This is a genomic window from Arthrobacter globiformis NBRC 12137, from assembly GCF_000238915.1.
Lineage (GTDB): Bacteria > Actinomycetota > Actinomycetes > Actinomycetales > Micrococcaceae > Arthrobacter > Arthrobacter globiformis.
Genome location: NZ_BAEG01000039.1, coordinates 18,132 through 45,078, shown reverse-complemented (window position 1 = coordinate 45,078; position 26,947 = coordinate 18,132). Strand labels below are relative to the sequence as shown.

General features: G+C 67.7%; 22 protein-coding genes and 2 pseudogenes. 9 read left to right on the top strand and 15 right to left on the bottom strand.

What is annotated here, in order from left to right; all coding sequences use genetic code 11:
* Positions 1 to 6: 6 nt before the first annotated feature.
* The 3 genes and pseudogenes from ARGLB_RS24425 to chcC2 form a co-directional block, all read right to left on the bottom strand.
* A pseudogene (locus ARGLB_RS24425) lies at positions 7 to 516 on the bottom strand (IclR family transcriptional regulator); the annotation flags it as partial.
* A gap of 42 nt (positions 517 to 558) precedes the next feature.
* A pseudogene (locus ARGLB_RS24420) lies at positions 559 to 726 on the bottom strand (helix-turn-helix domain-containing protein); the annotation flags it as partial.
* A 20-nt stretch (positions 727 to 746) separates the two neighbouring features.
* Positions 747 to 2,483: a 4-oxocyclohex-2-ene-1-carboxylate 5-dehydrogenase gene (gene chcC2 / locus ARGLB_RS07435; RefSeq protein WP_003800711.1), complete on the bottom strand. Its 1,737-nt coding sequence runs from the start codon at positions 2,481 to 2,483 to the stop codon at positions 747 to 749.
* Between the two features lie 133 nt (positions 2,484 to 2,616).
* On the opposite strand from chcC2, the gene ARGLB_RS07430 reads away from it, so the two are divergent.
* From ARGLB_RS07430 to ARGLB_RS07410, 5 genes are all read left to right on the top strand, one after another.
* Complete coding sequence (locus ARGLB_RS07430; protein WP_003800709.1) at positions 2,617 to 3,429, top strand: IclR family transcriptional regulator; 813 nt, start codon at positions 2,617 to 2,619, stop codon at positions 3,427 to 3,429.
* A 79-nt stretch (positions 3,430 to 3,508) separates the two neighbouring features.
* Positions 3,509 to 4,270, top strand: a complete 762-nt coding sequence (locus ARGLB_RS07425; protein WP_003800707.1) for an SDR family NAD(P)-dependent oxidoreductase — start codon at positions 3,509 to 3,511, stop codon at positions 4,268 to 4,270.
* A 70-nt stretch (positions 4,271 to 4,340) separates the two neighbouring features.
* Positions 4,341 to 6,020 (top strand): 4-oxocyclohexanecarboxylate 2-dehydrogenase, encoded by a 1,680-nt coding sequence (chcC1, locus tag ARGLB_RS07420; protein WP_003800705.1) that lies wholly within the window; start codon positions 4,341 to 4,343, stop codon positions 6,018 to 6,020.
* A gap of 1 nt (position 6,021) precedes the next feature.
* Entirely contained in the window at positions 6,022 to 6,351 is a 330-nt protein-coding gene (locus ARGLB_RS07415; protein ID WP_043418329.1) for a Dabb family protein, read from the top strand.
* 10 nt (positions 6,352 to 6,361) lie between these two features.
* On the top strand, positions 6,362 to 7,744 hold the full coding sequence (locus ARGLB_RS07410; RefSeq protein WP_003800702.1) for an MFS transporter: 1,383 nt from the start codon (positions 6,362 to 6,364) through the stop codon (positions 7,742 to 7,744).
* 36 nt (positions 7,745 to 7,780) lie between these two features.
* On the opposite strand, the gene ARGLB_RS07405 is transcribed toward ARGLB_RS07410, so the two are convergent.
* Together ARGLB_RS07405 and aspS are read right to left on the bottom strand one after the other, a co-directional pair.
* Positions 7,781 to 8,626 carry a GNAT family N-acetyltransferase gene (locus tag ARGLB_RS07405; RefSeq protein ID WP_003800700.1) on the bottom strand — a complete coding sequence of 282 codons (846 nt, stop codon included), beginning with the start codon at positions 8,624 to 8,626 and terminating at the stop codon, positions 7,781 to 7,783.
* 75 nt (positions 8,627 to 8,701) lie between these two features.
* Complete coding sequence (gene aspS, locus ARGLB_RS07400) at positions 8,702 to 10,507, bottom strand: aspartate--tRNA ligase (RefSeq protein WP_003800698.1); 1,806 nt, start codon at positions 10,505 to 10,507, stop codon at positions 8,702 to 8,704.
* A 100-nt stretch (positions 10,508 to 10,607) separates the two neighbouring features.
* On the opposite strand from aspS, the gene ARGLB_RS07395 reads away from it, so the two are divergent.
* A complete protein-coding gene (locus tag ARGLB_RS07395; RefSeq protein ID WP_003800696.1) occupies positions 10,608 to 11,879 on the top strand; it encodes an APC family permease in 1,272 nt (423 codons plus the stop codon).
* Positions 11,880 to 11,895: 16 nt separating this feature from the next.
* On the opposite strand, the gene hisS is transcribed toward ARGLB_RS07395, so the two are convergent.
* Positions 11,896 to 13,248 (bottom strand): histidine--tRNA ligase, encoded by a 1,353-nt coding sequence (hisS, locus tag ARGLB_RS07390; RefSeq protein WP_003800694.1) that lies wholly within the window; start codon positions 13,246 to 13,248, stop codon positions 11,896 to 11,898.
* Between the two features lie 273 nt (positions 13,249 to 13,521).
* On the opposite strand from hisS, the gene ARGLB_RS07385 reads away from it, so the two are divergent.
* The 3 genes from ARGLB_RS07385 to ARGLB_RS22725 all read left to right on the top strand — a co-directional run bounded on the left by ARGLB_RS07385 (position 13,522) and on the right by ARGLB_RS22725 (position 16,948).
* Positions 13,522 to 14,340 carry a peptidylprolyl isomerase gene (locus tag ARGLB_RS07385; RefSeq protein WP_003800692.1) on the top strand — a complete coding sequence of 273 codons (819 nt, stop codon included), beginning with the start codon at positions 13,522 to 13,524 and terminating at the stop codon, positions 14,338 to 14,340.
* Positions 14,341 to 14,412: 72 nt separating this feature from the next.
* Positions 14,413 to 16,062, top strand: coding sequence for a DUF349 domain-containing protein (locus tag ARGLB_RS07380; RefSeq protein ID WP_003800691.1), 1,650 nt, complete (start codon positions 14,413 to 14,415; stop codon positions 16,060 to 16,062).
* 106 nt (positions 16,063 to 16,168) lie between these two features.
* Positions 16,169 to 16,948, top strand: a complete 780-nt coding sequence (locus ARGLB_RS22725; protein ID WP_003800689.1) for a type IV toxin-antitoxin system AbiEi family antitoxin — start codon at positions 16,169 to 16,171, stop codon at positions 16,946 to 16,948.
* Here ARGLB_RS22725 and ARGLB_RS07375 read toward each other — a convergent pair.
* The 9 genes from ARGLB_RS07375 to pdxT form a co-directional block, all read right to left on the bottom strand.
* On the bottom strand, positions 16,829 to 19,222 hold the full coding sequence (locus tag ARGLB_RS07375; protein ID WP_043418325.1) for a RelA/SpoT family protein: 2,394 nt from the start codon (positions 19,220 to 19,222) through the stop codon (positions 16,829 to 16,831). The two genes, ARGLB_RS22725 and ARGLB_RS07375, sit on opposite strands and share 120 nt — an antisense overlap.
* 247 nt (positions 19,223 to 19,469) lie before the next feature.
* Complete coding sequence (secF, locus tag ARGLB_RS07370) at positions 19,470 to 20,486, bottom strand: protein translocase subunit SecF (protein WP_003800686.1); 1,017 nt, start codon at positions 20,484 to 20,486, stop codon at positions 19,470 to 19,472.
* Complete coding sequence (secD, locus tag ARGLB_RS07365) at positions 20,486 to 22,243, bottom strand: protein translocase subunit SecD (RefSeq protein WP_003800685.1); 1,758 nt, start codon at positions 22,241 to 22,243, stop codon at positions 20,486 to 20,488. Before secD ends, secF begins: the two co-directional genes overlap by 1 nt.
* 100 nt (positions 22,244 to 22,343) lie before the next feature.
* Complete coding sequence (yajC, locus tag ARGLB_RS07360) at positions 22,344 to 22,739, bottom strand: preprotein translocase subunit YajC (protein ID WP_043418359.1); 396 nt, start codon at positions 22,737 to 22,739, stop codon at positions 22,344 to 22,346.
* A gap of 234 nt (positions 22,740 to 22,973) precedes the next feature.
* A complete protein-coding gene (gene ruvB / locus ARGLB_RS07355; protein ID WP_003800680.1) occupies positions 22,974 to 24,062 on the bottom strand; it encodes a Holliday junction branch migration DNA helicase RuvB in 1,089 nt (362 codons plus the stop codon).
* Positions 24,055 to 24,702, bottom strand: a complete 648-nt coding sequence (gene ruvA / locus ARGLB_RS07350) for a Holliday junction branch migration protein RuvA (protein WP_003800678.1) — start codon at positions 24,700 to 24,702, stop codon at positions 24,055 to 24,057. The genes ruvB and ruvA overlap by 8 nt, the downstream gene beginning before the upstream one ends.
* Before the next feature lie 80 nt (positions 24,703 to 24,782).
* Positions 24,783 to 25,361 carry a crossover junction endodeoxyribonuclease RuvC gene (ruvC, locus tag ARGLB_RS07345; RefSeq protein ID WP_003800677.1) on the bottom strand — a complete coding sequence of 193 codons (579 nt, stop codon included), beginning with the start codon at positions 25,359 to 25,361 and terminating at the stop codon, positions 24,783 to 24,785.
* A gap of 31 nt (positions 25,362 to 25,392) precedes the next feature.
* A complete protein-coding gene (locus tag ARGLB_RS07340) occupies positions 25,393 to 26,148 on the bottom strand; it encodes a YebC/PmpR family DNA-binding transcriptional regulator (protein WP_003800675.1) in 756 nt (251 codons plus the stop codon).
* Between the two features lie 3 nt (positions 26,149 to 26,151).
* Complete coding sequence (gene pdxT, locus ARGLB_RS07335; protein ID WP_003800673.1) at positions 26,152 to 26,883, bottom strand: pyridoxal 5'-phosphate synthase glutaminase subunit PdxT; 732 nt, start codon at positions 26,881 to 26,883, stop codon at positions 26,152 to 26,154.
* Between the last annotated feature and the right edge of the window lie 64 nt (positions 26,884 to 26,947).

The window sequence follows — 26,947 nt, the reverse complement described above, 5'->3', positions numbered from 1 at the left end:
CCCGTGCGCAGCGGTCAGCAGGGCGGGGACGATCAGCGGAACCGCCGCTTCCTGCCGCGGCACGATGGCGTTGAGCGCCGCCGCTGCCGAGTTGCCGGGCCCGAAGACGGGCACGGCGATGCCCGTCCATTCGGTGACGCCGATGCCGGGCAGGGCCACGTAGCCGCGCTGCCTGATTTCGGCCAGGTGCTTGCGGATGAGGGCAGGACCGGTGATGGTTTCGGGGGTCACAGCCTTGAGGGGCTTTGCGAGCACCTCGGCCTGGACGGCGGGCGGCGAGAACGCCAGCAGCACCAGGCCGGACGAGGCAGCGTGGATGGGCATCCGCTGGGCAATGTGGGCGGCATCCAGGCTGGAGTGCGGCGAGGAAAGGCGCTCCACGTACAGCACCGTGCCGTGGTCCAGCACGGCGAGGGTGGTGTGCTGGTGGACGGCTGCCTGGACATCCTCCATGAACGGCAGCGCCAGCTCACGAAGGTTCAGTGCACGGGAGCCCCGGGCAGCGAGCTCCCACATGCGCATCCCGGAGCACAGGTTCCCGTCCGGCAGCCGCTCAATCAGGCCGTGGAGGACCAGGTCGTCCACGAGCCGGTGCGCGGTGGTCAGCGGCAGGCCGGCGCGGCGGGCGAGGCCGGAGAGCGTCATGGCCGGCAGGTCCCGGTCGAAGGCGCTCATGAGCCGCACCACGCGGCTGATCACCGATTCCCCCGAGGGAGAGTTGGCCATGGCGGTCTCCGGCCCGGCGCCTAGCGGCCCGCCACGTTGGCCTGACGGGACGCGTTCCGCTCCCCGGCAAGCCTGGCGATGTCCCGTCCGGCACGGTAACCGAACACCAACGCCGGGCCAATGTGGGAGCCGTAGCCGGGGTAACCGCCGCCGAAGACGCTCACCGCAGCCGCGCCCACGGCCAGGAGCCCGGGGACGACCGATCCCTCAGCCGTGACCACTTCGGAGTGTTCGTTGACGCCGAGGCCGGCGAAGGTGCCCAGATCGCCCATCTGGATCTTCGCCGCGTAGTACGGGCCCTTGCCCACAGGCGCGAGGTTCGGGTTCGGTTTGTGCTCGAGGTCGCCCCGGAAGTGGTTGTACTGGGTGGAGCCGCGGCCGAAGGCGGGGTCCTCGCCGCGCTCCGCTGCCGGGTTGAAGTCAGCGACGGTGGCTTCCAGGCCCGCGGCATCGATGCCGAGCTTGCCGGCCAGCTCAGCAAGGGTGTTCGCCCTGACCAGGTAACCGGTCCGGTAGAAGTAACCGCGCGGCATGGGCCAGGGCTTGGCATAGCCGATGCCGTATTTATGCATCGTCTTCGCGTCGCCGATCACGTAGCCGAACGTCCTGTCCTCGTCCTTGTTGTGCCCGATCATGGCACCGCCGAAGTCGTGGTAGCTGAGGGCCTCATTGCCGAAGCGCCTGCCGTGGCGGTCGACGGCGATCAGCCCGGGCAGGCCGATGGCCCGCAGGTGCGGAAAGAGACGCTGTTCGCCGCCGAGGTACCTGAACACGGTCACGGGCGCCCAGGAGCCGACGCTGAACACGGAATCGTCGATGTAGCCGCCGGCGCCCATCGCCAGGGTGGCGGCGTCCCCGCCGTGGCCCACGGTGGGAGTGAAGTGGTCGTCGCCGCCGGCGTCATGCGGGAAATAGCGCCGCCGCAGTTCCCTGTTCCCGGAGAATCCGCCGGCGGCCAAAATGACGCCGGCGCGCGCTGTGACGGTGACCGCGTGCTCTCCCCCGATGACCGCGCCGGTGACGGTTCCGTCGTCGTCCACGGTGAGCGACAGCGCCGGTGAGGCCTTCCACAGCCGGACGCCCAGGTCGTCCGCACTCTTGACCATCCGGGTCATCAGGGCGTTGCCGTTGGAGCGCAGGACCGGACGCTTGTAGCGGGCGGCGTCTGCCCAGGTGCGCAGCAGTTTCTTGGCAACGTAGCTGAAGGACTTGACCGACTGGTTCACGTGGAAAAACTCGTTGATGTCCGGCCCCACCTGCGGCATGTAGCCGAAGACTGTATAGGAGCTCATGTACGGCTGCATCAGGAGCCGCTTGTTCCCGAGGACCCGCGCGTCCACGTCCTGCGGCAGGATGGCCCGGCCGGACAGCCTCGCCCCGGGCAGGTCCATCTGGTAGTCCGGGGCCTTCTCCGGGTAGGTGAACTTCACGTCGGTTTCGTTTTCGAAAAACGATATGGCCTCGGGCACGGTGTCCAGGAAGTTCCGGACTCCCGCTTCGTTGAACGTCTCCGGTGCCAGGTTCTTCAGGTAGGTCTCGGCGTCCTCGCGGGTATCGCCCTGCGCAATGCCGTACTGGTTGCCGGGGACCCAGGCCCATCCCGCGGAAATGGCGGTGGTCCCGCCGAAGTACTGCTCCTTTTCCGCGACGATCACGCTCAATCCCTGCGAAGCGGCCTTCAGTGCTGCGGCCATCCCGGCAACGCCCGATCCGATGACGAGGACGTCACAGACCGCCGTCGTTGCAGTTTCTGTCATGGTTCCTGCTCCGTTCTGCCTGCCGGCCACTCCTTTGCGGCGGCAGGCGTTGACTGACAAACCCCCAGTAGATCCGGGAGCACGGCCGCCCGGGAGGAGGATTACCATTGAGCGGGAACCGACAGGAGGAAGCGTGGCCAACTCCGCATCCGGCGAGTCGATCATCGGCCGCGTCGTGAAAATCGTGAGCGCCTTCGATGACCGGCACCCCGCCATGAGCGTTGCCGAGCTCGGACGCCGCACCGGCCTGCCGGTGACCACCACGTACCGGCTGGTCAACGACCTGCTGCTCGAGCGGCTGCTGGAACGCGAGCCCGGCGGCGACATCCACATCGGCACGCGGATGTGGGAACTGGCTTCCCGGGGCTCCAAGATGCTGGGTCTGCGCGAGGCCGCCCTGCCTTTCATGGAGGACGTCCAGGCCGTGGTGCAGCACTCCACCACGCTGGGCATCCTCGATTCGGACGAGGTGCTGTACATCGAGCGCCTCGGCTCGGACAGGACCATCGTGGATATCACCAAAATCGCCGGCAGGCTCCCCGTCCACGCCACGTCCTCGGGACTGGTGCTGCTGGCCCACTCCCCCGCCGCGTACCAGGACGCCTTCCTGGCCCGGCCACTGACAAAGTTCACCGAGACGACCCTGACCGAGCCGGCCGCGCTCCGGCGCCACCTGGCCGAGATCCGGCAGCGCGGCTTCGCAGCCATGCCCGGGGTGATCGTGCCGGAGTCCAGCGGCATCGCCGTGCCGGTTTTCGGTCCGGACAACACCATCCGTGCCGCCCTCAGCGTGGTGGTGCCGCGCAACGAGGAGAACGCGCCTGCCCGGGTGCCCGTCCTGATGGCGGCAGCACGCGGGATCTCCCGTGCCCTGGGGCTGGCGCGGCGAGCTGAAGGGGACGCTCCGGCAAAGCCACTGAAAGCCCTCTTTGCCGTTCATCGGTAATCATGTGGTTCCGCTCACAGGTCCCCTGCCACGCTGGCTGGAAGCAGCGACGAGGCTGCAGGATCACGAGGAGCACCACATGAATCCCATCCAGAAGCGCGTGGCCGGAAAGACCGCCGTTGTCACCGGGGGCCGCGGAGACCTGGGCAGCGCCACTGCCGCCCTCCTTGCCGAACACGGCGCGAAGGTTGCCAGCCTGGACGTTGCCGGCATCCCGGCCGCAGCGGCGCACGCAAACATCACTGAGTACGACGTCGACGTCACCAGCGAGGCCAGCGTCGCCGAAGCTGTCGGCCGGGTCCGCGACGAACTGGGCACCCCGGACATCCTGGTCAACGCCGCTGGCATCATCGGCCCGGCAGGAGCCTCCCACACCGCCTCGACGGCCGACTTCGACACGATTTTCAACGTCAACGTCAAGGGCGTTTGGCTGATGACCAAGCACGTGGTCCCCGGCATGATCGAACAAGGCGCCGGCAGCATCGTCAACTTCTCCTCCATCCACGGGCTCACCGGTGGCCGGAACGTTCCGCTGTACCACGCCACCAAAGGTGCAGTACGGCTGCTGAGCAAGTCGGACGCGGCGGCCTATGGCGGCTACGGCATCCGGGTCAACTCCATCCATCCCGGGTCCATGAACACCAGAATGAGCCGCCGCTCCGCCGAGCAGTCCGACATCGGACCCGAGGCCTACTACAAGCAACTGGTGGGCTCCAACCCGTTGCCCCGCCAGGGCGAACCGGACGAGATCGCGTACGGCGTGCTCTACCTGGCCTCGGACGAGTCGCGCTTCACCACCGGTTCCGAGCTCGTCATCGACGGCGGCTACACGGCCGTCTGACGCCGCCCCCCACCCAGCATCACCCCAGCTTCAGCAGCACCCATCAGCTTCACTGCGAAAGGCAACACCCATGAAATTCGTCAACGGTACCTCCGCGGACACTTACGACGTCGTCGTCGTCGGTTCCGGTGCGGGCGCACTCACCGCGGCGGCCACCGCCGCCCGGGCCGGCAAGTCCGTCGTCGTCCTCGAAAAGAGTGACCTCCTGGGCGGGACCTCCGCCGTGTCCGGCGGCATGCTGTGGGTGGCGGATAACCACCACGCACGGAAGGCCGGGATCACCGACTCCAAGGCAGCGGCCGGGGAGTATGTACGGGCCGTCGCCCGCGGCAGGGGCCGGGACGAACTGCTGGACGCCGCGCTGGACTACGGCGACCAGATGCTCCGCTTCGTCGAGGCGGAGTGCGGCGTCCGCTTCATCTTCCTCGACAACTTCCCCGATTACCGGCAGGATCTCCCCGGTGCCGTGACGGGCGGCCGCACCGTGGAGCCCGAGCTGTTCAACAGCGCCGAGGCCCTGGGCGCCCTCCGGGCGCACGTGCGCAGTGACGGCCGGGCCCCCTTCACCATGCAGGAATACGAGGAGTGGGGCGCCTTCACCAAATTCCCGTGGGACGACCTGGCCGGCCGCCAGGACGACGGCCTCGTGGCCAAGGGACAGGCCCTCGTTTCCATGCTGCTCGCCAGCCTGGTGCGGGACGGCGCCGCGCTTGTCACCGGGGCGCGCGGGCACCGGCTGCTCACGGACGGCGGCCGGGTGACCGGCGTCGAACTGGAAACCGGTGAGGCGTTCCATGCCCGCGACGGCGTGGTGCTCGCCACCGGCGGCTTCGAATGGGACAAGGCCCTGGCCGATTCGATGCTCGCGTCCCGGCTCTACACGATGTGCTCGCCGCCCTCCAACACCGGCGACGGGCTGCGGATGTCGCAGCGCATCGGCGGCCAGACCCGCGGCACCCGGGAAGCCTGGTGGGCGCCGATGTCCGTCACCGGCGACACCCGCGACGGGCAGGCGGTCGGCACCCTGCTGCGGTTCGAACGCCAGGGCCCGGGGTCCATCATGGTCAACCGCCGCGGCCGCCGCTTCGCCAACGAGTCGCAGAACTACAACGACCTCGCCCGCAGCCTGCAGTCCTGGGACTCCGCCGCCAACCGCACGCTGAACACCCCGGCGCACGTGATCGTGGACCACGGCTACCTGGAGCGCTACGGCATCCTGGCCCACCGCGCAGGCCAGCCGACGCCGGACTATCTGATCGAGGCGCCCACGCTGGCTGAACTCGCCGCGAAGATCAATGTTCCGGCGGAAAACCTGGAAGCCACAGTGGCCCGGTTCAACGAGTTCGCAGCAAGGGGGCAGGACCCCGACTTCGGCCGCGGCGAAAGCGCCTACGACAAGTACTGGGGCGACGCCGACTGCCCGTGGCCGAACCCCTCGCTGGGCCCGCTCGAGTCCGGCCCCTTCTACGCGCTGGAAGTGGTGAACGGCGCCTTCGGCACCAACGGCGGCGTTGCCACCGACGGGTCGGCCCGCGTGCTCGACGTCGACAGCCGCCCCATCCCGGGCCTGTTCGCCGCCGGGAACACCGCCGAGAACGCCTACGCGGCAGGCTATCCCGGAGCCGGCGCCACCCTTGGGCCCATCATGACCATGGGCTACCTCGCCGGCCGGACCCTTGCCGGCCAGTGCCCCGAATATGTTTCTGCCGCGCCGTCACCGGTGGTCGAGCTTGTCGGTACCGGTGCCTGAGATGATCCGCCACACCGTGCTCTTCCAGTTCAAGCCCGGCTTCCCGCCGGCCGACCGGCAGGCCTGGATTGACGGGCTCAACAACATGGCCGGAAAGATCCCCGGCATGGTGAGCCTCAGCCACGGCCCGGACGTCCTGAACACCGAACGCTCCTTCGACTACGCGATCGTGGCCGACTTTGAAAGCGTCGAGGACATCGCCGTGTACAACACGCATCCACTCCACGAGCCGCTGAAGGCGTACTCGTTCCCCAACAGCCGGCAGATCCTCGCGGTGGACTTCCACCTCCCGGACACCACGCCGGCCCCCATCGAGACTACGCAGTCTTAAGGAGATTACCGTGACCACCACCCCATCACCGCAGGTTCCCCCGCAGGCACCGCGGAAAACGCCGCGCAAGGCCGCCCTGGCGTCCTTCCTCGGCAGCACGCTGGAGTACTACGACTTCTTCATCTACGGCACCGCGGCAGCCCTGGTGTTCCCCCACCTGTTCTTCCCCTCCGCGGACCCGGCCATCGGGCTGATCGGCGCCTTCGCCACCTTCGGCGTCGCGTACGTGGCGCGGCCTGTTGGCGGACTGGTGATGGGCCATTTCGGCGACAAACTGGGCCGTAAGAGGATCCTGCTCCTGACCCTCGGCATCATGGGCCTGGCATCCCTTGGCATCGGTTTCCTGCCCACCTACGAGCAGCTCGGCGTCTGGGCTCCCATCCTGCTGGTGGCGGGCCGGCTGGCGCAGGGCTTCTCCGCCGGTGCGGAATCGGCGGGTGCCTCCACGCTGACACTGGAACACTCGCCCGAAGGCAGTCGCGGGTTCTTCACCAGCTTCGTAATGACGGGCTACGCCTCCGGCATGGTGCTGGCCACCCTGGTCTTCATTCCGGTTACGTCACTGCCCCGGGAGGCCATGATGAGCTGGGGCTGGCGCATCCCGTTCTGGCTTTCCATCGTGGTCCTCGCCATCGCCTACTGGGTCCGCACGCACCTGGACGAGACCCCGGTTTTCGAGGAGGCCCAGGAACGCCGCCAGGTGGCCCCGATGCCCCTCAAGGAAGTGCTCCGGTTCCAGGCCCCGGATGTGCTGCGGGTGGCGGGAATGTCCATCATGTCCGTGATGCAGACCATCTTCACGGTGTTCGGACTCGCCTACGCCACGTCCGGCGCCGGCTTCGACCGGGCGTCCATCCTGACCGTGAACGCCGTGGCCATCGGCCTGTCCATGTTCGCCATGCCGCTGGCAGCCAGGCTGTCCGACCGGATCGGCCGCCGCCCCCTCCTGCTGACCGCCGCGATCGGCTGCTCCGCCACGATCTTCCTGTACTTCCTGGCCCTCTCCTCCGGCAACATTGGGCTGGTGTTCCTGGCCGCGTTCCTGAACATGACGGTGCTGTACTCGGGCTTCAACGGCGTCTGGCCGGCGTTCTTCGCCGAACAGTTCGCAGCGCCCGTCCGCTACTCCGGCATGGCATTGGGCAACCAGTTCGGCCTGGTTCTCGCCGGCTTCGGCCCAATGATCGCCGGGATGCTGCTGGCCCCCGGAGCCTGGGGCTGGGTGCCCGTGGCCGTCTTTGGCACCGTATGCATGCTCATCGCCGCAGGATCCGCGTTCTGGTCCCGGGAGACTGCCGCCACGCCCATCGGCGAACTCGGCGGACCGTACCTGGCCGGCACCGCACGCCGGCGGCAGGCCGAGGCACAGCAGCCCGCCCTCGAGCACCGCTGAGCCCACGCCCGGCTTCCGGCGGGGTGAAGGCGCAGCTCAGCAGCCGGTCAGCGAACGCCGCGGCCGTTCCTGCCGGTAATAATATCTGGACACTTCACAGAAACCTGCCCGGGAGTACAGCTCCCGGGCGGCGGTGTTCGAGGCCATCACCAGCAGCCAGTAACCGGCCAGTCCCCGCGCCGCACCTGCGCTGAACAGTGCCTGCTGGACCCGGCTGGCGTAGCCGCGGCGCCGGGCATCGGGCCGGGTGGCCATGCAGTACAGCCCACCCCAGCTGCCCGCCGCGCCGGGAACGGCAGTGCCGCCAGAATCAGCTGCCCCGCCGGGAACAACAGCAAGGCGTCCGACGGCGGCCGGCCCGCCGTCGTCGTCCCTCACCAGGGCGTACAGCGCCGGGCAGCCGGTGAGGATGGCACGCGCAGTCTCCAGTTCCGCGGCGCCGCCGCGGCCCTCAACAGACCACCACAGGTCCAGCCATTCCGCCGACGGATACTCAGTGATTTCGACGCCGGCGCCGGGTTCCGGGGCATCCCCGCCGGCTGCAACGGCTACGTCAGCGGTCCGCACCATGACCAGCGTCTCGGCTTGCCGGGTGAAGCCTTCCTCATCCAGGACGGCGTTCAGCGCAGAACTGCCGGGAGTGTCGAAGACCTGGAAGATCACCGGCAGCCGGCGGGCCCGGTACCAGGCCCGGGCAGCCCGCATTGCAGCGGGCCGTTCATCCCGCCTGCCCAGTGGCTCCGAACGCGGCCAGATGGAGTTGGCTCGCTGGGTCACCCCGGCGGCGGCGCGGAGAACCCAGCCGCCGGACAGCTCCCGGTCCGGCGCCGGCCAGGCTGCATCCATCAACACATCCAGCTCGGGGATTGCCTCACGGTCCATCGGACTCTCCTTCCGGCCTGGGACAGCAAAGGCTCCCCGGTTCCCCGGGGAGCCTTTGCTGTCGGTCAGGTCACTCTACTTGGCTGCGTCCTCGGCCCGTTGGGGCGCAGGCTCGGCCTTCTTGGCCTCGGGCTTGAAGTCGACGCCGGCCTCCTTGCGCTGCTGCACGGTGATGGGGGCCGGGGCGTCGGTCAGCGGGTCGTGGCCGCCACCGGACTTCGGGAAGGCGATGACGTCGCGGATCGAGTCCACGCCCGCCAGCAGCGCCACCACGCGGTCCCAGCCGAAGGCGATGCCGCCGTGCGGCGGGGCGCCGTACTTGAAGCCCTCCAGCAGGAAGCCGAACTTCGTCTGGGCATCGGCCTTGTCCAGGCCCATGAGCTCAAAGACGCGCTCCTGGACTTCTCGCTCGTGGATACGGATGGATCCGCCACCGATCTCGTTTCCGTTGCACACGATGTCGTAGGCGTAGGAGAGGGCGGCCTCCGGGTCCTGGTCAAAGGTGTCCAGGAACTCCGGCTTCGGCGAGGTGAAGGCGTGGTGCACGGCGGTCCACTGGCCGGCGCCCACAGCCAGGTCGCCCGATGCCACCGCGGCAGCGGCGGGTTCGAACATGGGGGCGTCCACCACCCAGCAGAAGGCCCACGCGTTGGGGTCGATCAGGCCGGTGCGGTGCCCGATCTCAACGCGGGCAGCACCCAGCAGCGCCCGGGACGGGGTCTTCTCGCCGGCAGCGAAGAAGATGCAGTCGCCCGGCTTGGCGCCAACGGCGTCGGCCAGGCCGGCGCGTTCGGTCTCGGTAAGGTTCTTGGCCACGGGGCCCGCGAGCTCGCCGTCCTCCTTGTAGAGGACGTAGGCCAGGCCCTTGGCGCCGCGCTGCTTGGCCCATTCCTGCCAGGCATCAAGTGCGCGGCGGGCCTGCGAGGCACCGCCGGGCATGACGACGGCGCCGACGTAGGGAGCCTTGAAAACGCCGAAGTTGGTGTCCTTGAAGAACTCGGTCAGTTCGGTCAGCTCCTGGCCGAACCGCAGGTCGGGCTTGTCCGACCCGAACCGGGCCATGGCGTCGGCGTAGGTGATGCGCTGGATCGGCGTCGGGATTTCGACGTCGATCAGGTTCCAGACAGCCTTGACGATGTTCTCGCCGAGCCGGATGATGTCGTCCTGCTCGACGAAGCTGGCCTCGATGTCGAGCTGGGTGAATTCGGGCTGGCGGTCGGCGCGGAAGTCCTCATCGCGGTAGCAGCGGGCGATCTGGTAGTACTTCTCGAAGCCGCCCACCTGCAGGAGCTGCTTGAACAGCTGCGGCGACTGCGGCAGCGCGTACCAGGAACCCGGCGCCAGGCGTGCGGGGACCAGGAAGTCACGGGCGCCTTCCGGCGTCGAACGCGTCAGGGTCGGCGTCTCGATCTCAACGAAGCCCTCTTCGTGCAGCAGCTCGCGGGCCACGCGGTTAGCCTCGGAGCGGAGGCGGATGTTGCGGCTGGGGCCGGGGCGGCGCAGGTCCAGGTAGCGGTGCTTGAGCCGTGCTTCCTCGCCCACTTCCACGTGCTCATCAATCTGGAAGGGCAGGGCGTCGGCGGTGTTGAGGATGACCACCTTGTCCGCCATGACCTCCACCTCGCCCGTGGCCAGGGCAGCGTTCTCGTTGCCTTCCGGGCGCTTGGAGACCGTACCGGTCACCTGGAGCACGTATTCGTTGCGCAGCCCGTGGAAGACCTCTTCCTCGCGGACCACCACCTGCGCCACGCCCGAGGCGTCACGCAGATCGACGAATGCGACACCACCGTGATCACGACGGCGGCCAACCCAGCCAGCCAGGGTTACGGTTTGTCCAATGTGCTCGGAGCGAAGGGATCCGAGGTCATGTGTGCGCAGCACAGCATTCCTTTCAGAAGGAAGACAGAATGAAGTTCAAAATACGATCGTTGCGGAAACGATCCCGTCCGAGTTTACCCGTTTGAAAGGTTCCTGCCCCGCCATGACCAAGCACCGGCAACTGCAACGGAGGCTCGGTGTGGCCGACGCAACAGCCATCGGGCTCGGATCCATGCTCGGGGCCGGCGTTTTTGTCGTCTTCGCACCGGCTGCCCGGCTGGCCGGAGAGCTGCTCCTCGTGGCCATAGCCCTGGCCGGCGCCGTGGCCTACTGCAACGCCGTCGCCTCGGCCCAGCTCGCGGCAAAGTATCCGCAAAGCGGCGGGACGTACGTCTACGGGCGGAACCAACTCGGTGAGTGGCCCGGCTTCCTCGCCGGCTGGGGTTTCGTCACCGGCAAGTCGGCCTCCTGTGCGGCCATGGCCCTGACCTTCGGCCAGTACGTCGCGCCGGGGCACGCCACTCCTGTGGCCATCGCAGCGGTCGCCGCCCTGACCGGCGTGAACCTGCTGGGCATCACCCGGACCGCGTTCCTGACCCGCATCCTGCTGGCAGTGGTCCTGGCCACCCTCGCCGTCGTGGCCGCCGCGAGCCTGCTGGGACCGCACGTACCCGACGGCGGGACGGTTTCCGGACAGGCCGGCAGCGGCTGGGGCATCCTGCCCGCCGCGGGCCTCGTGTTTTTCGCCTTTGCCGGGTACGCGCGCATCGCCACGCTGGGTGAGGAGGTGAAGGACCCGGCGCGGGTCATTCCGCGCGCCATCCTCGGTGCCCTGGCCGGCGCCCTGGTGATCTACCTGCTGCTGGGGGCGCTGCTCCTGGCGCATCTTCCGGTGCACGTGCTGGCCTCCTCCACGGCGCCGCTGCTGGACGCGGTGGAACAGTCCCGGCTGGCGGCCGGAGCGCCGGCGGTGCAGGCAGGTGCCGCCGCGGCCTCGCTCGGCGCCCTGCTCGCCCTCATCACCGGGGTGGGGCGCACGGCCATGGCGATGGCCCGCGAACGCGACCTCCCGGGCCCCCTGGCCAGGGTGGGCGGGCGCCATCCGGTGCCGGCAACCGCCGAACTGGCGGTGGCCGCCGTCGTCGTTCTGTTGTTGCTGACCACCGACGTGCTGACGGTGGTCGGCTTTTCCAGCTTCGGGGTCCTGGTGTATTACGCCGTGACGAACGCCGCCGCGTTCACGCTCGGGGACCGGCCCCGGCACGCGCCCAGGTGGCTGAACGCCGCAGGGCTGGCCGGGTGCCTGGTCCTGGCATTCACCCTGCCGCCGGCCTCTGCCCTCGGCATGGCGGCGGTGATGGCCGCCGGACTCGCCGGCCGCGCCGCCGTCCTGGCGTTCCGGAAGCGGCGGCTGCGGCGGCCCGGGAAGCGTTAACTCAGGAAACCGGCACTCAGGAAGCGGGCGCGGCGACGACCTGGACGTGGATGTCCTCGTCCGACGGCGTCCACGTCGCCGGATCGGCGTCCACCTGCACGCCGGAGCGGATGTCCTTGACCTGGTGCTTGCCGTCCTCGTCCGTGAACCAGACGAAGGGGATGCCGCGCCGGTCCGCGAACTTGATCTGCTTGCCGAACTTCTCCGCCTTGGCGGCCACCTCGGCGGCGATGCCGCGGCTGCGCAGCTCGGTGGCCACGTCCTGGGCCTCGCCCCAGCTCTCATCCGAGGTGAGCGCCACGAACACCGCCGTGGGCACGGCACGGGAAGCCTTGGCCAGGTCCTGGCTGAGGATGCGCGAGACAAGCCGGGTCACCCCGATGGACAGCCCGACGCCGGGGAACTTCCGGTTGCCCTTGCTTGCCAGGGCGTCGTAGCGGCCGCCGGAGCAGATCGAGCCAAGCTGCTCGTGGCCCACCAGGACGGTTTCCACGACAGTTCCGGTGTAGTAGTCCAGTCCGCGGGCAATGCTGAGGTCCGCGATGACCTTGCCCGGGACGCGCTTCACGGCGGCCTCGATCACCTGTTCGAGTTCGTTCAGGCCCTCTTCCAGAAGGTCGTTGCTGACCCCGAGCGAGCGGACCTGCGCAACGAAGGACGTGTCCTCGGTCTTGATGCCGGCCAGCTTCAGGGCCGCCTGCGCCTGCTCGTCGGTGGCGCCGAGCTCGGACTTGAGGAGTTCAGCCACCTTGTCCGGGCCGATTTTCTCCAGCTTGTCGATGCTGCGCAGGACTCCGGCGGTATCGGGCAGGCCGATGCCGCGGTAGAAGCCCTCGGCCAGCTTCCTGTTGTTGATGCGCAGCCGGAACTCCGGAATCGGGAGGGCACCCAGCGCCTCGGCGATGACCAGGGCGATCTCGACGTCGTAGCGGAAGGGCAGCTCGCCGTCGCCCACCACGTCGATGTCCGCCTGGGTGAACTCGCGGGCGCGGCCTTCCTGTGGCCGTTCCCCGCGCCAGACCTTCTGGATCTGGTAGCGGCGGAACGGGAAGGCCAGGTAGCCGGCGTTTTCCACGACGTACCGGGCGAAGGGCACGGTGAGGTCGAAGTGCAGGGCCAGGGCGTGCGGATCGTGTTTGCCCTTCGCTTCCTCCCCCTCATCGTCCTGGAGCCGGCTCAGGCCGTAGACCTCCTTGTCGATCTCGCCTTTGCGCAGCAGCTGGCCCACCGTTTCCACGGCGCGGGTCTCGATGGAGCCGAAACCGTGCAACTCGAACGTGCGGCGCAGCGAGTCCAGGACATGCTGCTCCACCAGCCGCTCCTCGGGAAGCCACTCGGGGAATCCGGACAGGGAGGCGGTGCGTGCCATGGTGGAGTTTCTCCTCAGGTAAACGAAGGCCGGAGCCGCTGCGCCATGTTCCGCGTCGCTATTTGAATCAAACAGCTGCGGCAGCGGCGGGAGTCCAGCCTGTTCTGCATAAACTTATGTGCGGCAGTCAGTTTATGCTTTCGGCGCCTGCATCTCTAATGCGGGTGACCGGGCGATGGCGGGCTGCCGCAGTTCAAATCTGCAGCAGCGCAATCTGCAGCCGGGGATGCCTTCAGGGGCCTGCCCGGGCAGTCCGATCGAAGAGGAGGACCCGTGGCGGCCAGTCCACGCGAAACACGCGAAGCCAAGAGGCGCATCCAGCAGATGGAAGCCAAACGCGAGCTTCGGCGTGACCAGGAGAAGCGCCGCAGGCGGGACAACCTGGTGGCGGGAGGCGCAGCGGCCGCGGCGGTGGTGCTCGCCGTCGTGCTTCAACTGACGGTGTTTGCCGGGAACCCCACCGAAGAGGAATTTGCCGCTGCCGAGGCTGGCCTGAACACGCCGTCAGCTTCCCCTTCCGCATCCGCCACGCCGACTGCCGCGCAGACCAACGCGGCGAACATCCCCAAGCCCGCTACGGCGGCCGGCAAGACGTTCACCGGCGAACTGAAGCTGAATAGCGGCACCTTGGGTGTGCAGCTGGACGGCACCAAGGCCCCGCAGGCAGCCGCCGTGTTCAAGTCGCTGGCCGACCAGAACTACTACAAGGGCATCAGCTGCCACCGGCTCACCACCGCTGAGAACTTCGGCGTCCTGCAGTGCGGTTCCAAGACCGGCGACGGCCAGGGCGACCCCAACTACACCTGGGGGCCGCTGGAGAACACGCCGGCAGACAACAAGTACCCTGCCGGCACCATTGCGGTGGCCCGCACGGGCAATAACGCCTACGGCAACGGCACGCAGTTCTTCATCGTCTACAAGGACACCGTCATTCCGGCCGACTCCGCCGGCGGCTACACCATTGTGGGCAAGGTGACGTCGGGCCTGGATGTCGTGACGAAGATTGCGGCTGCCGGTCTTAAGACCGGCGAAAGCGACACGGACGGCGCACCTGCGGAAGCAGTCACGATAGACTCATTTTCTCTGAAGTAGGAACCTTGTGGCGCCAGCCGCCACGGGCGACCTATGAATGAGTATCTTCCTCCAAGCGAAAGACTTTTAGCGGTGACAGACAGTCAGAAATCCGACGAAACAGCAGCCGAAGTGACCGAGGTCCAGGCTTCCCCCGAATCCGTGGAAACGGCTCAGTCCGTGGAAACGGCCGAGCCTGTGGAGGCGGCCGAGCCTGCTGAGGCAACCGAGCCGGCGGGTGAGGCGCAGGCCGACGCCCCGCAGCCCGAAGAGGGTGCGCCGGCAGAGGCTGCGCCGGAGGTGGCTGCGCAGCCCGAGGCAACGCAGGAAAGCCCGCAGCCGGAAGCCGCGCAGGAAGCACCGGCACCCAGCCCGTCACCGCGTCCGTCTCCGGCACCCCGGCCCGCGCCGACGCCGGCTGCGTTTGCTGCCCGGCCCAAGGCCGGTCCTGCTGCCACCGTGGCGCCGGTGCAGGCACCGCCCGCCACGTCGCTGGCCGAGGCCGCCCGCTGGGGCCGCGTTGAGGGCGACGGCCACGTGTTCCTGACCATCGACGGCGAAGAGCACCCGGTCGGCCAGTACCCGGACGTCAGCAACGACGAGGCCCTGGCCTACTTCGCACGGAAGTATGACGACGTCGTCGCCCAGATTGTCCTGCTGGAACAGCGCGTGGCCTCGAAGGCCCCCACCACGGACATGCAGAAGACCGTGACGCACCTGCGCGAGCAGCTCGCTGAACGGAACATGGTGGGCGACATCCGTTCCGCGGAGGGCCGCCTGGACACCCTGTCCACCCAGATCACCGAGCTGGAGAAGGCGGAAAAGGCACAGCACGACGCCGTTCGTGCCGCCGAGCTGGCCGCCCGTGAGGCCATCGTGGCCGAGGCCGAGGCCATCTCCGGCACGGATCCGGCCCAGGTGCAGTGGAAGACGTCCAGCGCCCGCATGAACGAGCTGTTTGAAAGCTGGAAGGCCGCGCAGAAGAGCGGCGTACGGCTGGGCCGCAGCAACGAGGACGCGCTGTGGAAGCGTTTCCGTGCCGCCCGGACCGTCTTTGACCGGCACCGCCGGGCCTACTTCTCCCAGCTGGACAGCAACAACTCCGCGGCGAAGGCTGCAAAGGAGAAGCTGATTGCGGAGGCCGAGGCACTGTCGACGTCCACCGACTGGGGCTTCGCCGCCGGCGAATACCGCCGGCTGATGGATGAGTGGAAGGCCTCACCGCGTGCCAGCCGCAAGGATGACGACGCACTGTGGGCCCGGTTCCGCGCGGCGCAGGACGTGTTCTTCAGCTCGCGCCAGGCTGCCAACGACGAGATCGACCAGGAGTACGCCGCCAACCTTAAGGTCAAGGAGGCGCTCCTCGAGGAGGCATCCTCCATCCTTCCGGTCAAGGACATCACTGCCGCCAAGAAGGCCCTGCAGTCCATCCACGACCGCTGGGAAGAGGCGGGCAAGGTTCCGCGTGCGGACATGGGCCGGATCGAGGCCGGGCTGCGCCGGATCGAGGATGCAGTCCGCCAGGCCGAGGACGAGAAGTGGCAGCGCTCCAACCCGGAGACCAAGGCGCGCACCAACAGCGCCTTGAGCCAGCTCGAATCCGCCATCGCCGGCCTGAAGGATGACCTGGCCGACGCCGAGAAGGCAGGCGACCAGCGCAAGATCAAGGCCGCACGGGAAGCCCTTGAAGCCCGCCAGGCATGGCTGGACCAGATCCAGCGGTCAGCGAGCGAGCTCTCCTAGGCAGGATCTGCTCTCCTCAGCAGCACGAGGAAAGGCCCCTTTCCGGTTATCCACATAGCCGGCACGGGGCCTTACCCGTTAAGGCCGCTTCCGGCAGGATGACGGAATGGCACCGTTCTCGCAGCCCCCTGTTTCGGAGACGCCTGTTTCGCAGACATCTGCATTTCAGGCCCACGCCTCCCAAGTCCGGGGCGATGCCCCGCCTCCGGACTCCCCCGCACAACTGCTGGAGCTCTATTCGCCGGGGCTGCCCTTCACCTGGCCCGAGCTCCAGTCCATGGCGGCCGACGGCGTGCTCACCCAGCTGTACCAGCACGGCTACACGGTTCCAGGGACTGCAGCCTCCCCGCAGCTGCGGGCACGTGCCGCGGCCCACGGGGTTCCGGCCCCGGTCCGGCGGCGCGTGGTCGCGGGCAGGATGACGGCGGCCTGGATTTACGGCTGCGCCCGCGAGCCGGACCGGCTGGCCCTTTTGGTGGACGCCAAACGCCGGGTTTCCAGCCTTCGCTCCACCCGCGGCTGTACGCTCCACGAGGTCCGGCTGGGCCCGTTCGACGTCGTCAGCCTGGGCGGCCTGATGGTCTCGAGTCCGCTCCGGACAGCACTGGACATCGCCCTGCATGTGGACACTGAGAGAGCAGTTCCGGCCCTGCGGCTGCTCCTGGCGAAGCCCGAGCTCGACGTCAGGCTCCGGCTCCTCGTGCTGGCGGTCGAGGCGATGCCCCGGCTGCCGCACAAGAACGCCGCCCTGGAGAAGCTCGCGCTGCTAGCTTCTCCGGCGGTTGCCCGTGGTCCGGTAGACGTCGAACACCCCGTCGATCCGCCGTACAGCACTGAGCACGTGGCTGAGGTACTTGGGGTCGCCCATCTCGAAGGCGAACTTTGAGATGGCCACGCGGTCCGTGGACGTGTGCACACTCGCGGCCAGGATGTTCACGTGGTTCTCGGAGAGCACCCGCGTCACGTCGGACAGGAGGGACTTCCGGTCCAGTGCCTCCACCTGGATCTCGACGAGGAAAACGCTTGACTGCGTCGGCGCCCAGTCGACATCGACGATCCGATCAGGCTGGTCCTTCAGGCCCGCCACGTTGGTGCAGTCCGTCCGGTGCACCGACACGCCCGAGCCGCGCGTGACGAAGCCGAGGATCGGGTCCGGCGGGACCGGCGTGCAGCAGCGGGCCAGCTTCACCCAGACGTCGCCCACACCGCGAACCACCACGCCCGAATCCGAGAACCGGGCCTTGCTGACCTGGGTGGGAATGCTGACTTCGGTGAGGTCGTCATCGGGTGTTTCATTGCCGCCCAGGCTCTCCACGAGCTTTTCCATGACGGACTGCGCGGAGGTATGGCCGTCACCCACTCCGGCGTACAGCCCGGAAATGTCGACGTACTTGAAGTCCTCGGCCACGGCGGCCAGCGCGTCGTGCGTCATCAGGCGCTGCAGCGGAAGGTTCTGCTTCCGCATCGCGCGGGTCAGCAGCTCCTTGCCGCGGTCTATCGCCTCTTCGCGGCGTTCCTTGCTGAACCACTGCCGGATCTTGTTGCGTGCCCGGGCGCTCTTGACGAAGTGCTGCCAGTCCTGGCTCGGTCCGGCGCCCTCGGCCTTCGAGGTGAAGATCTCCACCCAGTCGCCGTGGTTGAGTTCGCTGTTGAGCGGCACGAGCTTGCCGTTGACCCGGGCTCCGATGGTGCGGTGGCCCACCTCGGTGTGCACGGCATAGGCGAAGTCCACCGGCGTGGAGCCGGCCGGCAGAGCCATGACCTCGCCCTTGGGGGTGAACACGAAAACTTCGCGGGCGTTGATCTCGAACCGGAGCGAGTCGAGGAACTCGCCCGGATCGGAGGTCTCCTGCTGCCAGTCCACCAAGGAACGGAGCCAGCCCATGTCGCCGTCGCGCGGGCTGCCGGGTCCGGTGGCGGTCCGGTTCGGCTGGTCCTTGTACTTCCAGTGCGCGGCCACGCCGTACTCGGCACGGCGGTGCATCTCGTGCGTGCGGATCTGGATCTCAACCGGCTTGCCGCCGGGGCCGATCACCGTGGTGTGCAGGGACTGGTACATGTTGAACTTCGGCATCGCGATGTAGTCCTTGAACCGGCCAGGCAGCGGGTTCCAGCGCGAATGCAGGGTGCCCAGGGCGGCGTAACAGTCTCGGACCGAGTCCACCAGGACCCGGACGCCCATGAGGTCGTTGATGTCGTCGAAGTCCTTGTCCCGGACGATCATCTTTTGGTAAATCGAGTAATAGTGCTTTGGCCGGCCGGTGATGGTGGCCTTGATCCGTGCCGTGCGCAGATCGTCGGCGATCTGGTTCCGGATCACGCTGAGGCTCTTTTCGCGCTCCGGCGTGCGGTCCCCCACCATGCGGACGATTTCCTCGTACACCTTGGGATAGAGCGCCGCGAAGGACAGGTCCTCGAGCTCCCACTTGATCGTGTTCATACCGAGCCGGTGCGCCAGCGGTGCAAAGATTTCCAGGGTTTCCCGGGCTTTGCGGGCCGAGGACTCGGCAGACACGAACCGCCACGTGCGCGCGTTGTGCAGCCTGTCCGCAAGTTTGATCATGAGGACCCGGATGTCCTTGGCCATGGCCACGACCATCTTGCGGACGGTCTCGGACTGGGCCGCCTCGCCGAAGCTGACCTTGTCCAGCTTGGTGACCCCGTCAACCAGCATGGCGACTTCAGGACCGAAGTCTGCCCGGAGGTCCTCAAGGGTGTACGGCGTGTCCTCCACGGTGTCGTGCAGCAGTGCCGCCGCCAGCGTGGTGCCGCTCAGTCCCAGCTCGGCGAGGATCGTCGCGACGGCGACGGGATGGGTGATGTAGGGGTCGCCGCTCTTGCGTTTCTGCCCGCGGTGACTCTGCTCCGCGACCACGAAGGCTCGCTGGATGAGGTCGAAGTCCTCCTTGGGGTTGTTCGCCCGGACGGTCCGCAGCAGCGGCTCCAGGATGGGCGAGTACGTCGCGGTGCTGCGGCCCGTCAGGCGAGCCAGGCGAGATCGCGTGCGCTCACGCCGGCCCGGGAAAGTGGGCCGGACGCCGGAGTTGTCCACGGGAACGCCGGGCGCCGGGCGCCCTGCAGCCACCAGACCAGTCTGCTGTCCCTGGCCCGGACCGTTGCCTCCGGCTGCCGCTGGCGCCGACGTCGAACCTTCTTCCAATGAAGTACCCCTCACGACCCGTTTAATTATCCCAGTCTATTCCCGCTCCGCGCCCGACCGATAACCGCGTCCGTCACCAAAGCGCAGCCGGGTCCACAGCACGCCACCCGGACGGCCCCACCCGACCAGGACCGGTGCCAAACACAGGGACCGGACGCCGTCGCGGTGACGGCATCCGGTCCAGGGCGGGGCTCTGCGCTTTCGCGGGCGCCCCGGGCACTACAAGGTCCCAGGCTTTCGCGGGACCCTAGGCCTTCGCGGGCTCAGCTGCCGCAGCCTTGGCGGCAGCGTCAGCGCGGCGCTGCCTGACACGCTGGGCCTGCTTGACCAGCGGCGCCTCACCTTGGCGCAGCCAGGCATACATCGGGGCCGCGATGAAGATCGTCGCAGCCGTGCCGATCAGGATCCCGACGAACAGGGCCAGCGAAAGGTCGCGCAGGGTACCCGCGCCCAGCAGGCCGGCCCCGATAAACAGGATCGCCCCGACCGGAAGGATGGCCACCATCATGGTGTTGATGGAACGGACCAGGGTCTGGTTGACGGCCAGGTTGACTTCCTCGCCGAACGTCCGGCGCGTGGAGGAGTCGATGTCGGCCGTGTTCTCACGGATCTTGTCGAACACCACCACGGTGTCATACAGCGAGTAGCTAAGCACCGTCAGGAACCCGATGATCGCCGACGGCGTGACCTCGAAGTCGCTCAGGGCGTAGACGCCGGCCGTAATAAACATCGTGACGAGCATGCCCACGATCGCCGAGAGGGACATCTTCCAGGTCCGGAAGTACAGGGCCATCAGGACCGTCGCGAGGGCAACGAAGACCACCAGGCCAATCAGGGCCTGCTTGGTGACGTCAGCTCCCCACGTGGGTCCGACGAAGGTGGAGGTCACCTCGTTGTCAGTCACGCCGTAGGCCTTGGTGAGGCCCTCCTTGATCTTGAGGGTCTCGTCATCGGAGAGCTTGTCCGTCTGGATACGCATGGTGGTTCCGGCGACGTTGGCGACGCGCGGCACGCTGCCGGGAACGACGTCGTGGACAGCCTTCTCGCCGACGGCTGCTTCGGTGGTCTTGACGTTGGACACCGTGAACTCGGAACCGCCGCGGAACTCAATGCCGAGGTTGAAGCCGCCCTTGACCGCCGGGATCAGGATGGACAGCGCAACCAGCACAGCGGCCACGGCGAACCATATCTTCTTGGCCCCGACAAAGTCGTAGGAACGCTTGCCCGTGTAGAGCTCGTTACCGAATTTCGCGAAACTGGACATTACTTGCCCTCCTTGGCCGGGCCCTTGGAGGAACCGGCGAGCTGCTCCTGCTGCTCCGCGCGGCGGCGTTCAGCGATGGTCATCCGGCGCTCAGCCTCAGCTGCGGCGCCGGTGTTCTTGGCGCGCACCACTGACGGCTTGTCCTCGGGACTGCGGAGCCTGCCGGCGCCGCGGTAGAGCGGCACCGCGCCAAGGCGCTCAGGGTCAAGACCGGAGAATTTGTGGCCTTCGCCAAAGAACCGGGTCCTGGCCAGCTGCTGCAGCGTGGGGTGGGTGAACATGAAGACGACGATGAGGTCGGCGATGGCGGTGAGGCCGAGCGTGAAGGCAAAGCCCCGCACGTTGCCGACGGCCACGAAGTACAGCACCAGTGCAGCCAGGAGGTTGACCGCCTTGGATGCCAGAACCGTCCGCTTGGCCCGCTTCCAGCCGTTCTCCACCGCCGACACCAGGCCCCGGCCTTCGCGGAGCTCATCACGGATGCGTTCGAAGTACACGATGAACGAGTCCGCTGTCTGGCCGATGGCCACGATGAGGCCGGCAACACCGGCGAGGGACAGCCGGTAGTTTTCGGTCCAGCCCAGAATGGCAATCGCCAGGTACGTCAGCGCACCGGCCACCACGAGCGAAAGAATGGTGACGAAGCCCAGCGCCCGGTATTGGAACAGCGAGTAGACAACCACCAGCAGCAGGCCGATAAGGCCGGCGAGGAGGCCCATCCGGAGCTGCTCGCCGCCGAGGGTGGCGGAGATTTGCTGCTCGCTCTGGATGTCGAAGCTGATGGGCAGGGCACCGAACCGAAGCTGGTCGGACAGCGCCTTGGCGGACTGTTCCGTGAAGCCGCCGGTGATCTGCGGGCGGCCGTCAGTGATCACGGCCTGGGACCGGGGGGCCGAAATGACCTGGTCATCCAGGACGATGGCGAACTGCGACTTGGGATCGCTGCCGGTCTCACCGCCTGCGGCAACATAGAACTGGTTGAGGCGTTCGGTGACCGTCTTGAACTTGGCCGTCCCCTCAGCGTTGAACTGGATGTTCACAGCCCACTCGTTGGTGACGGCACCTTGGGCGCCCTGCTGGAGCTGGAACGTCGAGCCCTGGATCTCCACGCCCTTGACCTCGACCGGGCCCAGGATGTACTTGATGGCGGGTGTCTGGTCCGTGGCAGGCTCGCAGGTGACCAGCGGCTTGGCCGGGTCGGATCGTTCCTGCTTGTCCTGGGCCGGGTTGTCACAGTCAAGGGCTTCGAACTGCTTCTGGACGTCCGCGGTAATCCAGTTCGTATCGCTGGCGTTCGTCGGCTTGGCCGTCGGCTTCGGCAGCTGGGCAGCAGGTGTCCGCTCGGCAGCGGGAACCGCTGCCCCGGCGCCCGTGACCAGGACCGGGCGGAAGTTCATGTCCGCAGAGGCCTGGATGAGGGCGCGGGTCTCCGTGGACGGCGTGCCGGGAAGGCTCACCACCACGTTGCGGCCGGACTGCGTGCTGATCTCAGCCTCAGCGACACCTGAGCCGTCCACACGCTGGCGGATGATGGCCACCGCCTGGTTGAGCTGTTCCTCGTTGATGTCCGAGCCACCCTCAACCTTGGGTGCAAGGATCATCTGGGTGCCGCCCTCCAGGTCCAGGGCAAGCTTCGGGCTCCAGCTGGCAACCCCGGACATTGTGCCGCCCGCAAGGACGGCCGTCATGGCAGCCAGGATTACGCCAAGCCAGACCAGCACCCGAAGGGATGGTTTATTGCGGCCAGTTCGTGCCATTGCCTATCTTTCTATTAATTGCGGAGGGCCGCCGGAGCGAGCCTTGTCGCACCCGGCGGCTCCGCAGCCGTAGACAGCTGTGCTGCGCGGAAGCGGCGGACTAGATGTCCTTCTTGCCCTCGTCATTGAGGCGCCTGAGGGTTTCGTCCGGAGTCTCATCGGCCGTGCCGGCCTTGGCCTCAGGGGCCAGCGGTTCCTCGGCCGTCAGTGCTGACGCGTCGTCGGGAACGGCATGGGTTTCGGCGGCGGGTTCCACGATCTTGTTCACCGCCTGGCGGTGGACGGTGGCCAGGTTGCCGGGCGAGAGCTCCAGGACAACCTTGTTCTCCGCCTCATCAATCGACACGATGCGGCCGAACAGTCCGAAGCTGGTCATGACCTCGATGCCGGGAGCGAACTCCGACTGCAGCTTGGCCTGCTGCTGCTGGGTCTTCTTGTTGCGGCGGAACATCATGAAGATGAAAACGCCGAGCATGACGAACAGCAGAATGGTCATGATGTCGATGCCGCCGCCGGCCTGCGGCTGGGCCTGGGCACTAATATGTCCGAACAAGTGAAGTTCCGTTCTGTACTTGCGTAGCTGGTTGACAGCGACGTCCGCTTTGCGCCGCGCTGCCCGCCCAGACGCGGGAGACCGGCCGCAGGCGGCCCGCCGTAGCGGGACACGGAAACAAAGCCCGGACGTGCCGAGCGTCTTTCCAGTCTAGAGGGAAAAGCTGGGAAGGCGCTGCTATTGGGTGCTGGAAACCCATTCGGATGACGTTTCTTCGTCGTCCGGCCCGGCCTCGAAAAGGTCCAGGGTTTCCTGGCCAAAGACCCCCGCCGGTACGGCCAGCCCCAGGTGGGTCCAGGCCGGTGCCATGGCGATCCGGCCCCTCGGCGTCCTGCCCAGCAGCCCCTCCCGGACCAGGTACGGCTCGGCGACCGTCTCCACGGTCTCCGGTTCCTCCCCCACGGCGATGGCCAGGGTTGACAGGCCCACGGGGCCGCCGCCGAATTTGGTAATCAGCGCCTCCAGCACTGACCGGTCCAGCCGGTCCAGCCCGCGCTTGTCCACTTCGTACATGTCCAGCGCGGCGGAGGCCGAACGGGCGTCAATCTGGTCGATCCCGTGGACCAGCGCCCAGTCCCGGACCCGCCGCAGCAGCCGGTTGGCGATGCGGGGGGTGCCGCGTGACCGTCCGGCGATCTCGGTGAATCCGGCCGAGTTCACCTTCAGGTCCAGGAGGCCGGCGGACCTGCGCAGCACCAGCTCCAGTTCCTCCACCGAATAAAACTCCAGGTGGCCCGTGAACCCGAACCGGTCCCGGAGCGGACCGGGCAGGAGTCCGGCACGCGTGGTGGCACCCACCAGCGTGAAGGGCGGCAGCTCCAGCGGAATGGCCGTGGCGCCGGCGCCCTTGCCCACCACGATGTCAACGCGGAAGTCCTCCATGGCCATGTAGAGCATTTCCTCGGCCGGACGGGACATCCGGTGGATTTCGTCCAGGAAGAGGACTTCACCCTCGGACAGCGAGGAAAGTATGGCGGCGAGATCGCCGGCGTGCTGGATGGCCGGGCCGCTGCTGATCCGCAGTGGCGCATTCATCTCGGCCGCGACAATCATGGCGAGCGTGGTTTTGCCGAGGCCGGGGGGTCCGGAAAAAAGGACGTGGTCTGCGCTGCGCCCGCGCATCCGGGATGCCTTCAACACGAGGGAGAGCTGTTTGCGGACCCTGTGCTGGCCCACGAAGTCGTCGAGGTTCTTGGGCCGGAGCGCCGCCTCGATGGCCCGCTCCTCCGGCTCTTCTCCCCCGGCGACAAGGGACGGCTCAGCCACGGCTGCCTACCCTGTTGCCCGCCCGGGCGCCGTCCTGCCCCAGCCAGCGCAGCGTGGTGCGCAGGATCTCGGCAACGTTGCCTTCGCCGGCAAGTTCCGGCGCATCTGCCAAGGCCTTGTCGATGCTGCCCGTGGCGTCCTTTTCGGACCAGCCCAGGCTGGTCATGGCGGCCACAACCTGCGGCTTCCAGACGCCTTCCGATGACGCAGCAGGCGCTCCCGCGGGCGCCGCCGTGCCGTGCGGAACCAGTTTTCCGGCGAGTTCCAGCACGATGCGCCCGGCAACCTTCGGGCCGATGCCCGGGACCTTGGTGAACGTCTTGCTGTCGCCGGTGTGCGCCGCGACCCGGATGGCCTCGGGATCGTGCACCGCGAGGACGGCGAGGGCGAGCCGCGGTCCCACACCGCTGACACTGAGCAGAACGTCGAAAACTTCCCGCTCGTCGTCGCTCGCGAAGCCGAAGAGGGTCAGGGAGTCCTCGCGGACGATCAGGGAGGTGAAAAGCTTCCCCTCTTCGCCGGTCCGCAGCTTGCTGAGCGTCTGGGGCGTCGCGTAGACGCTCATGCCCGCGCCGTTGAGGTCGATGACGGCGGTGGACAGTCCGACGTGCGCCACGGTTCCGCGGAGAAAACTAATCAAGGCCGGGCTCCTGAACTTGCGCCGGCAAAAACCGACTATCCGAACATATCTACGAATACCCTAGCAAGGCCGGGGGACATTCAGCGTGCGCGGCGCGCCTTCGCCTCAGCCTCGGCCCAGGCGCGCTGGGCCGGGGTCAGTGACTGGCTGCCGGGACCGGTGGTGGCTACGCTCGCGCCGCTGCCTGCCCGCCACGCGTGCGTGATGGCGAGGGCCAGGGCGTCCGCCGCGTCCGCGGGACGCGGCGGAGCATCGAGCCGGAGAATCTTGGTGACCAGCTTGGTGACGGCTTCCTTGTTCGAGGATCCGCTGCCCGTCACCGCCGCCTTGACCTCCGACGGCGTGTGCAAAGCCACGGGAATGCCGCGCCTCGCCGCTGCGGCAATCACGACGCCGGAGGCCTGGGCAACGCCCATGACCGTGCTGACATTGAGCTGCGAGAAGACCCGTTCCACCGCGAGCACGTGCGGCTCGTAGCGGTCGAGCCAGTCGTCGATGGCGAGGGCGATCACCAGCAGCCGCTGGTCGAGCGTTTCCTCGGGGGACGTTCCCACCACGCCGACGGCAACCATGGTGGCCCGGCGGTTCTTTTCGACGTCCACTACGCCGATGCCGCAGCGGGTCAGCCCGGGGTCGATTCCCAGTACGCGCAGCGTCACGTGCAACCGCCCGGGTCCGCCACGCGGAATATCACTCGGCTTCCAGGGCTGCCTGAACTTCGTCGCTGAGGTCGGCGTTGCTGTAGACGTTCTGGACGTCGTCGAGGTCCTCGAGGGCGTCAACGAGCTTCATGAACTTCTTGGCGGCGTCAAGGTCCAGCGGCACCTCCATGGAGGGCACGAACTCGGCCTCGTCGGTGTCGTAGTCAATGCCGGCTTCCTTGAGCGCATCGCGGACAGCCTGCAGGTCCTTCGGGTCCGAGTGGATCTCGAAGGTGTCCCCGTTGTCCTTGACTTCCTCAGCGCCGGCATCCAGCACGGCCATGAGGACGTCGTCCTCGGTAAGGTCGTTCTTGGGCAGGGTGACAACGCCCTTGCGGGTGAAGAGGTAGCTCACGGAACCGGGGTCGGCAATGGTGCCGCCGTTGCGGGAGATGGCCAGCCGGACCTCGGATGCGGCCCGGTTCTTGTTGTCGGTGAGGCACTCGATCAGCAGCGCGGAGCCCTGCGGGCCGCGGCATTCGTACATGATCTCCGTGTAGTCCACGACCTCGCCGGTGAGCCCGGCGCCGCGCTTGATGGCGCGGTCGATGTTGTCATTCGGAACCGACGTCTTCTTGGCCTTGGTGACGGCGAGTTCGAGGCCGGGGTTGCCCGCGAGGTCCGGGCCGCCCATGCGGGCCGCGACTTCGATGTTCTTGATCAGCTTGGCGAACGACTTTGCCCGGCGGCTATCAATGATGGCCTTCTTGTGCTTGGTCGTTGCCCATTTGGAGTGGCCTGACATGCTTTACGCTTCTCCTCTGATCATGCGGATAAAAAGTTCATGCACGCGCTTCTCCCCTGTCACTTCCGGATGGAAGGAGGTGGCCAGCAATTGGCCGGAACGCACTGCAACAATTCTAGCTGTCCCCTGCAGATCGGCCGCGTGGGAGGCGTGCTCCTGGTCGGCCGGCTCCACCTGCGCCAGGACTTCAACGCCGGGCCCGACGCGCTCCACCCAGGGGCCGCGGATGAACACCGCGTGAACCGGCGCGACGCCGTCTTCGGTGGCGCTGAACTCCAGGCCCTTGAAGTCGAGGTCGGTCTCGAAGGACTCGCGCTGCCGGCCGAAGGCGTTGCGGCGCACCGTGATGTCCAGGCCGCCGAACGTCTGCTGGGGGTTGCCGGCGAGGTCTGCGGCCGGGTCGGCGATGTCGTGCGCCAGCAGGATCATGCCCGCGCAGGAGCCATACACCGGGAGGCCGTCGGCGATCCGCTGGCGCAGCGGCCCGGCGAGGTCGAAGGCGCGCGCAAGCTTGTCGATGGCCGTCGACTCGCCGCCGGGGATGATGAGTCCGTCGAGTCCTTCGAGCTCGGCGGGGCGGCGGACACCCACGCCCGCGGCGCCTGCCGTCTCGACGGCCCGGAGGTGCTCACGGAAGTCGCCCTGCAGCGCCAGAACGCCGATGCGCAGCCCAGTGCCGGGCTTTTGGGGCACGCCGGCCGGGCGCGGAAGGGCGCTGGAAAGGGAATTGGTCATCTAAACAGCATAGTGTCCCGACAACGGGCAGCCGCTCCCGCCGCCGGCCGTCCGCCACATTGCA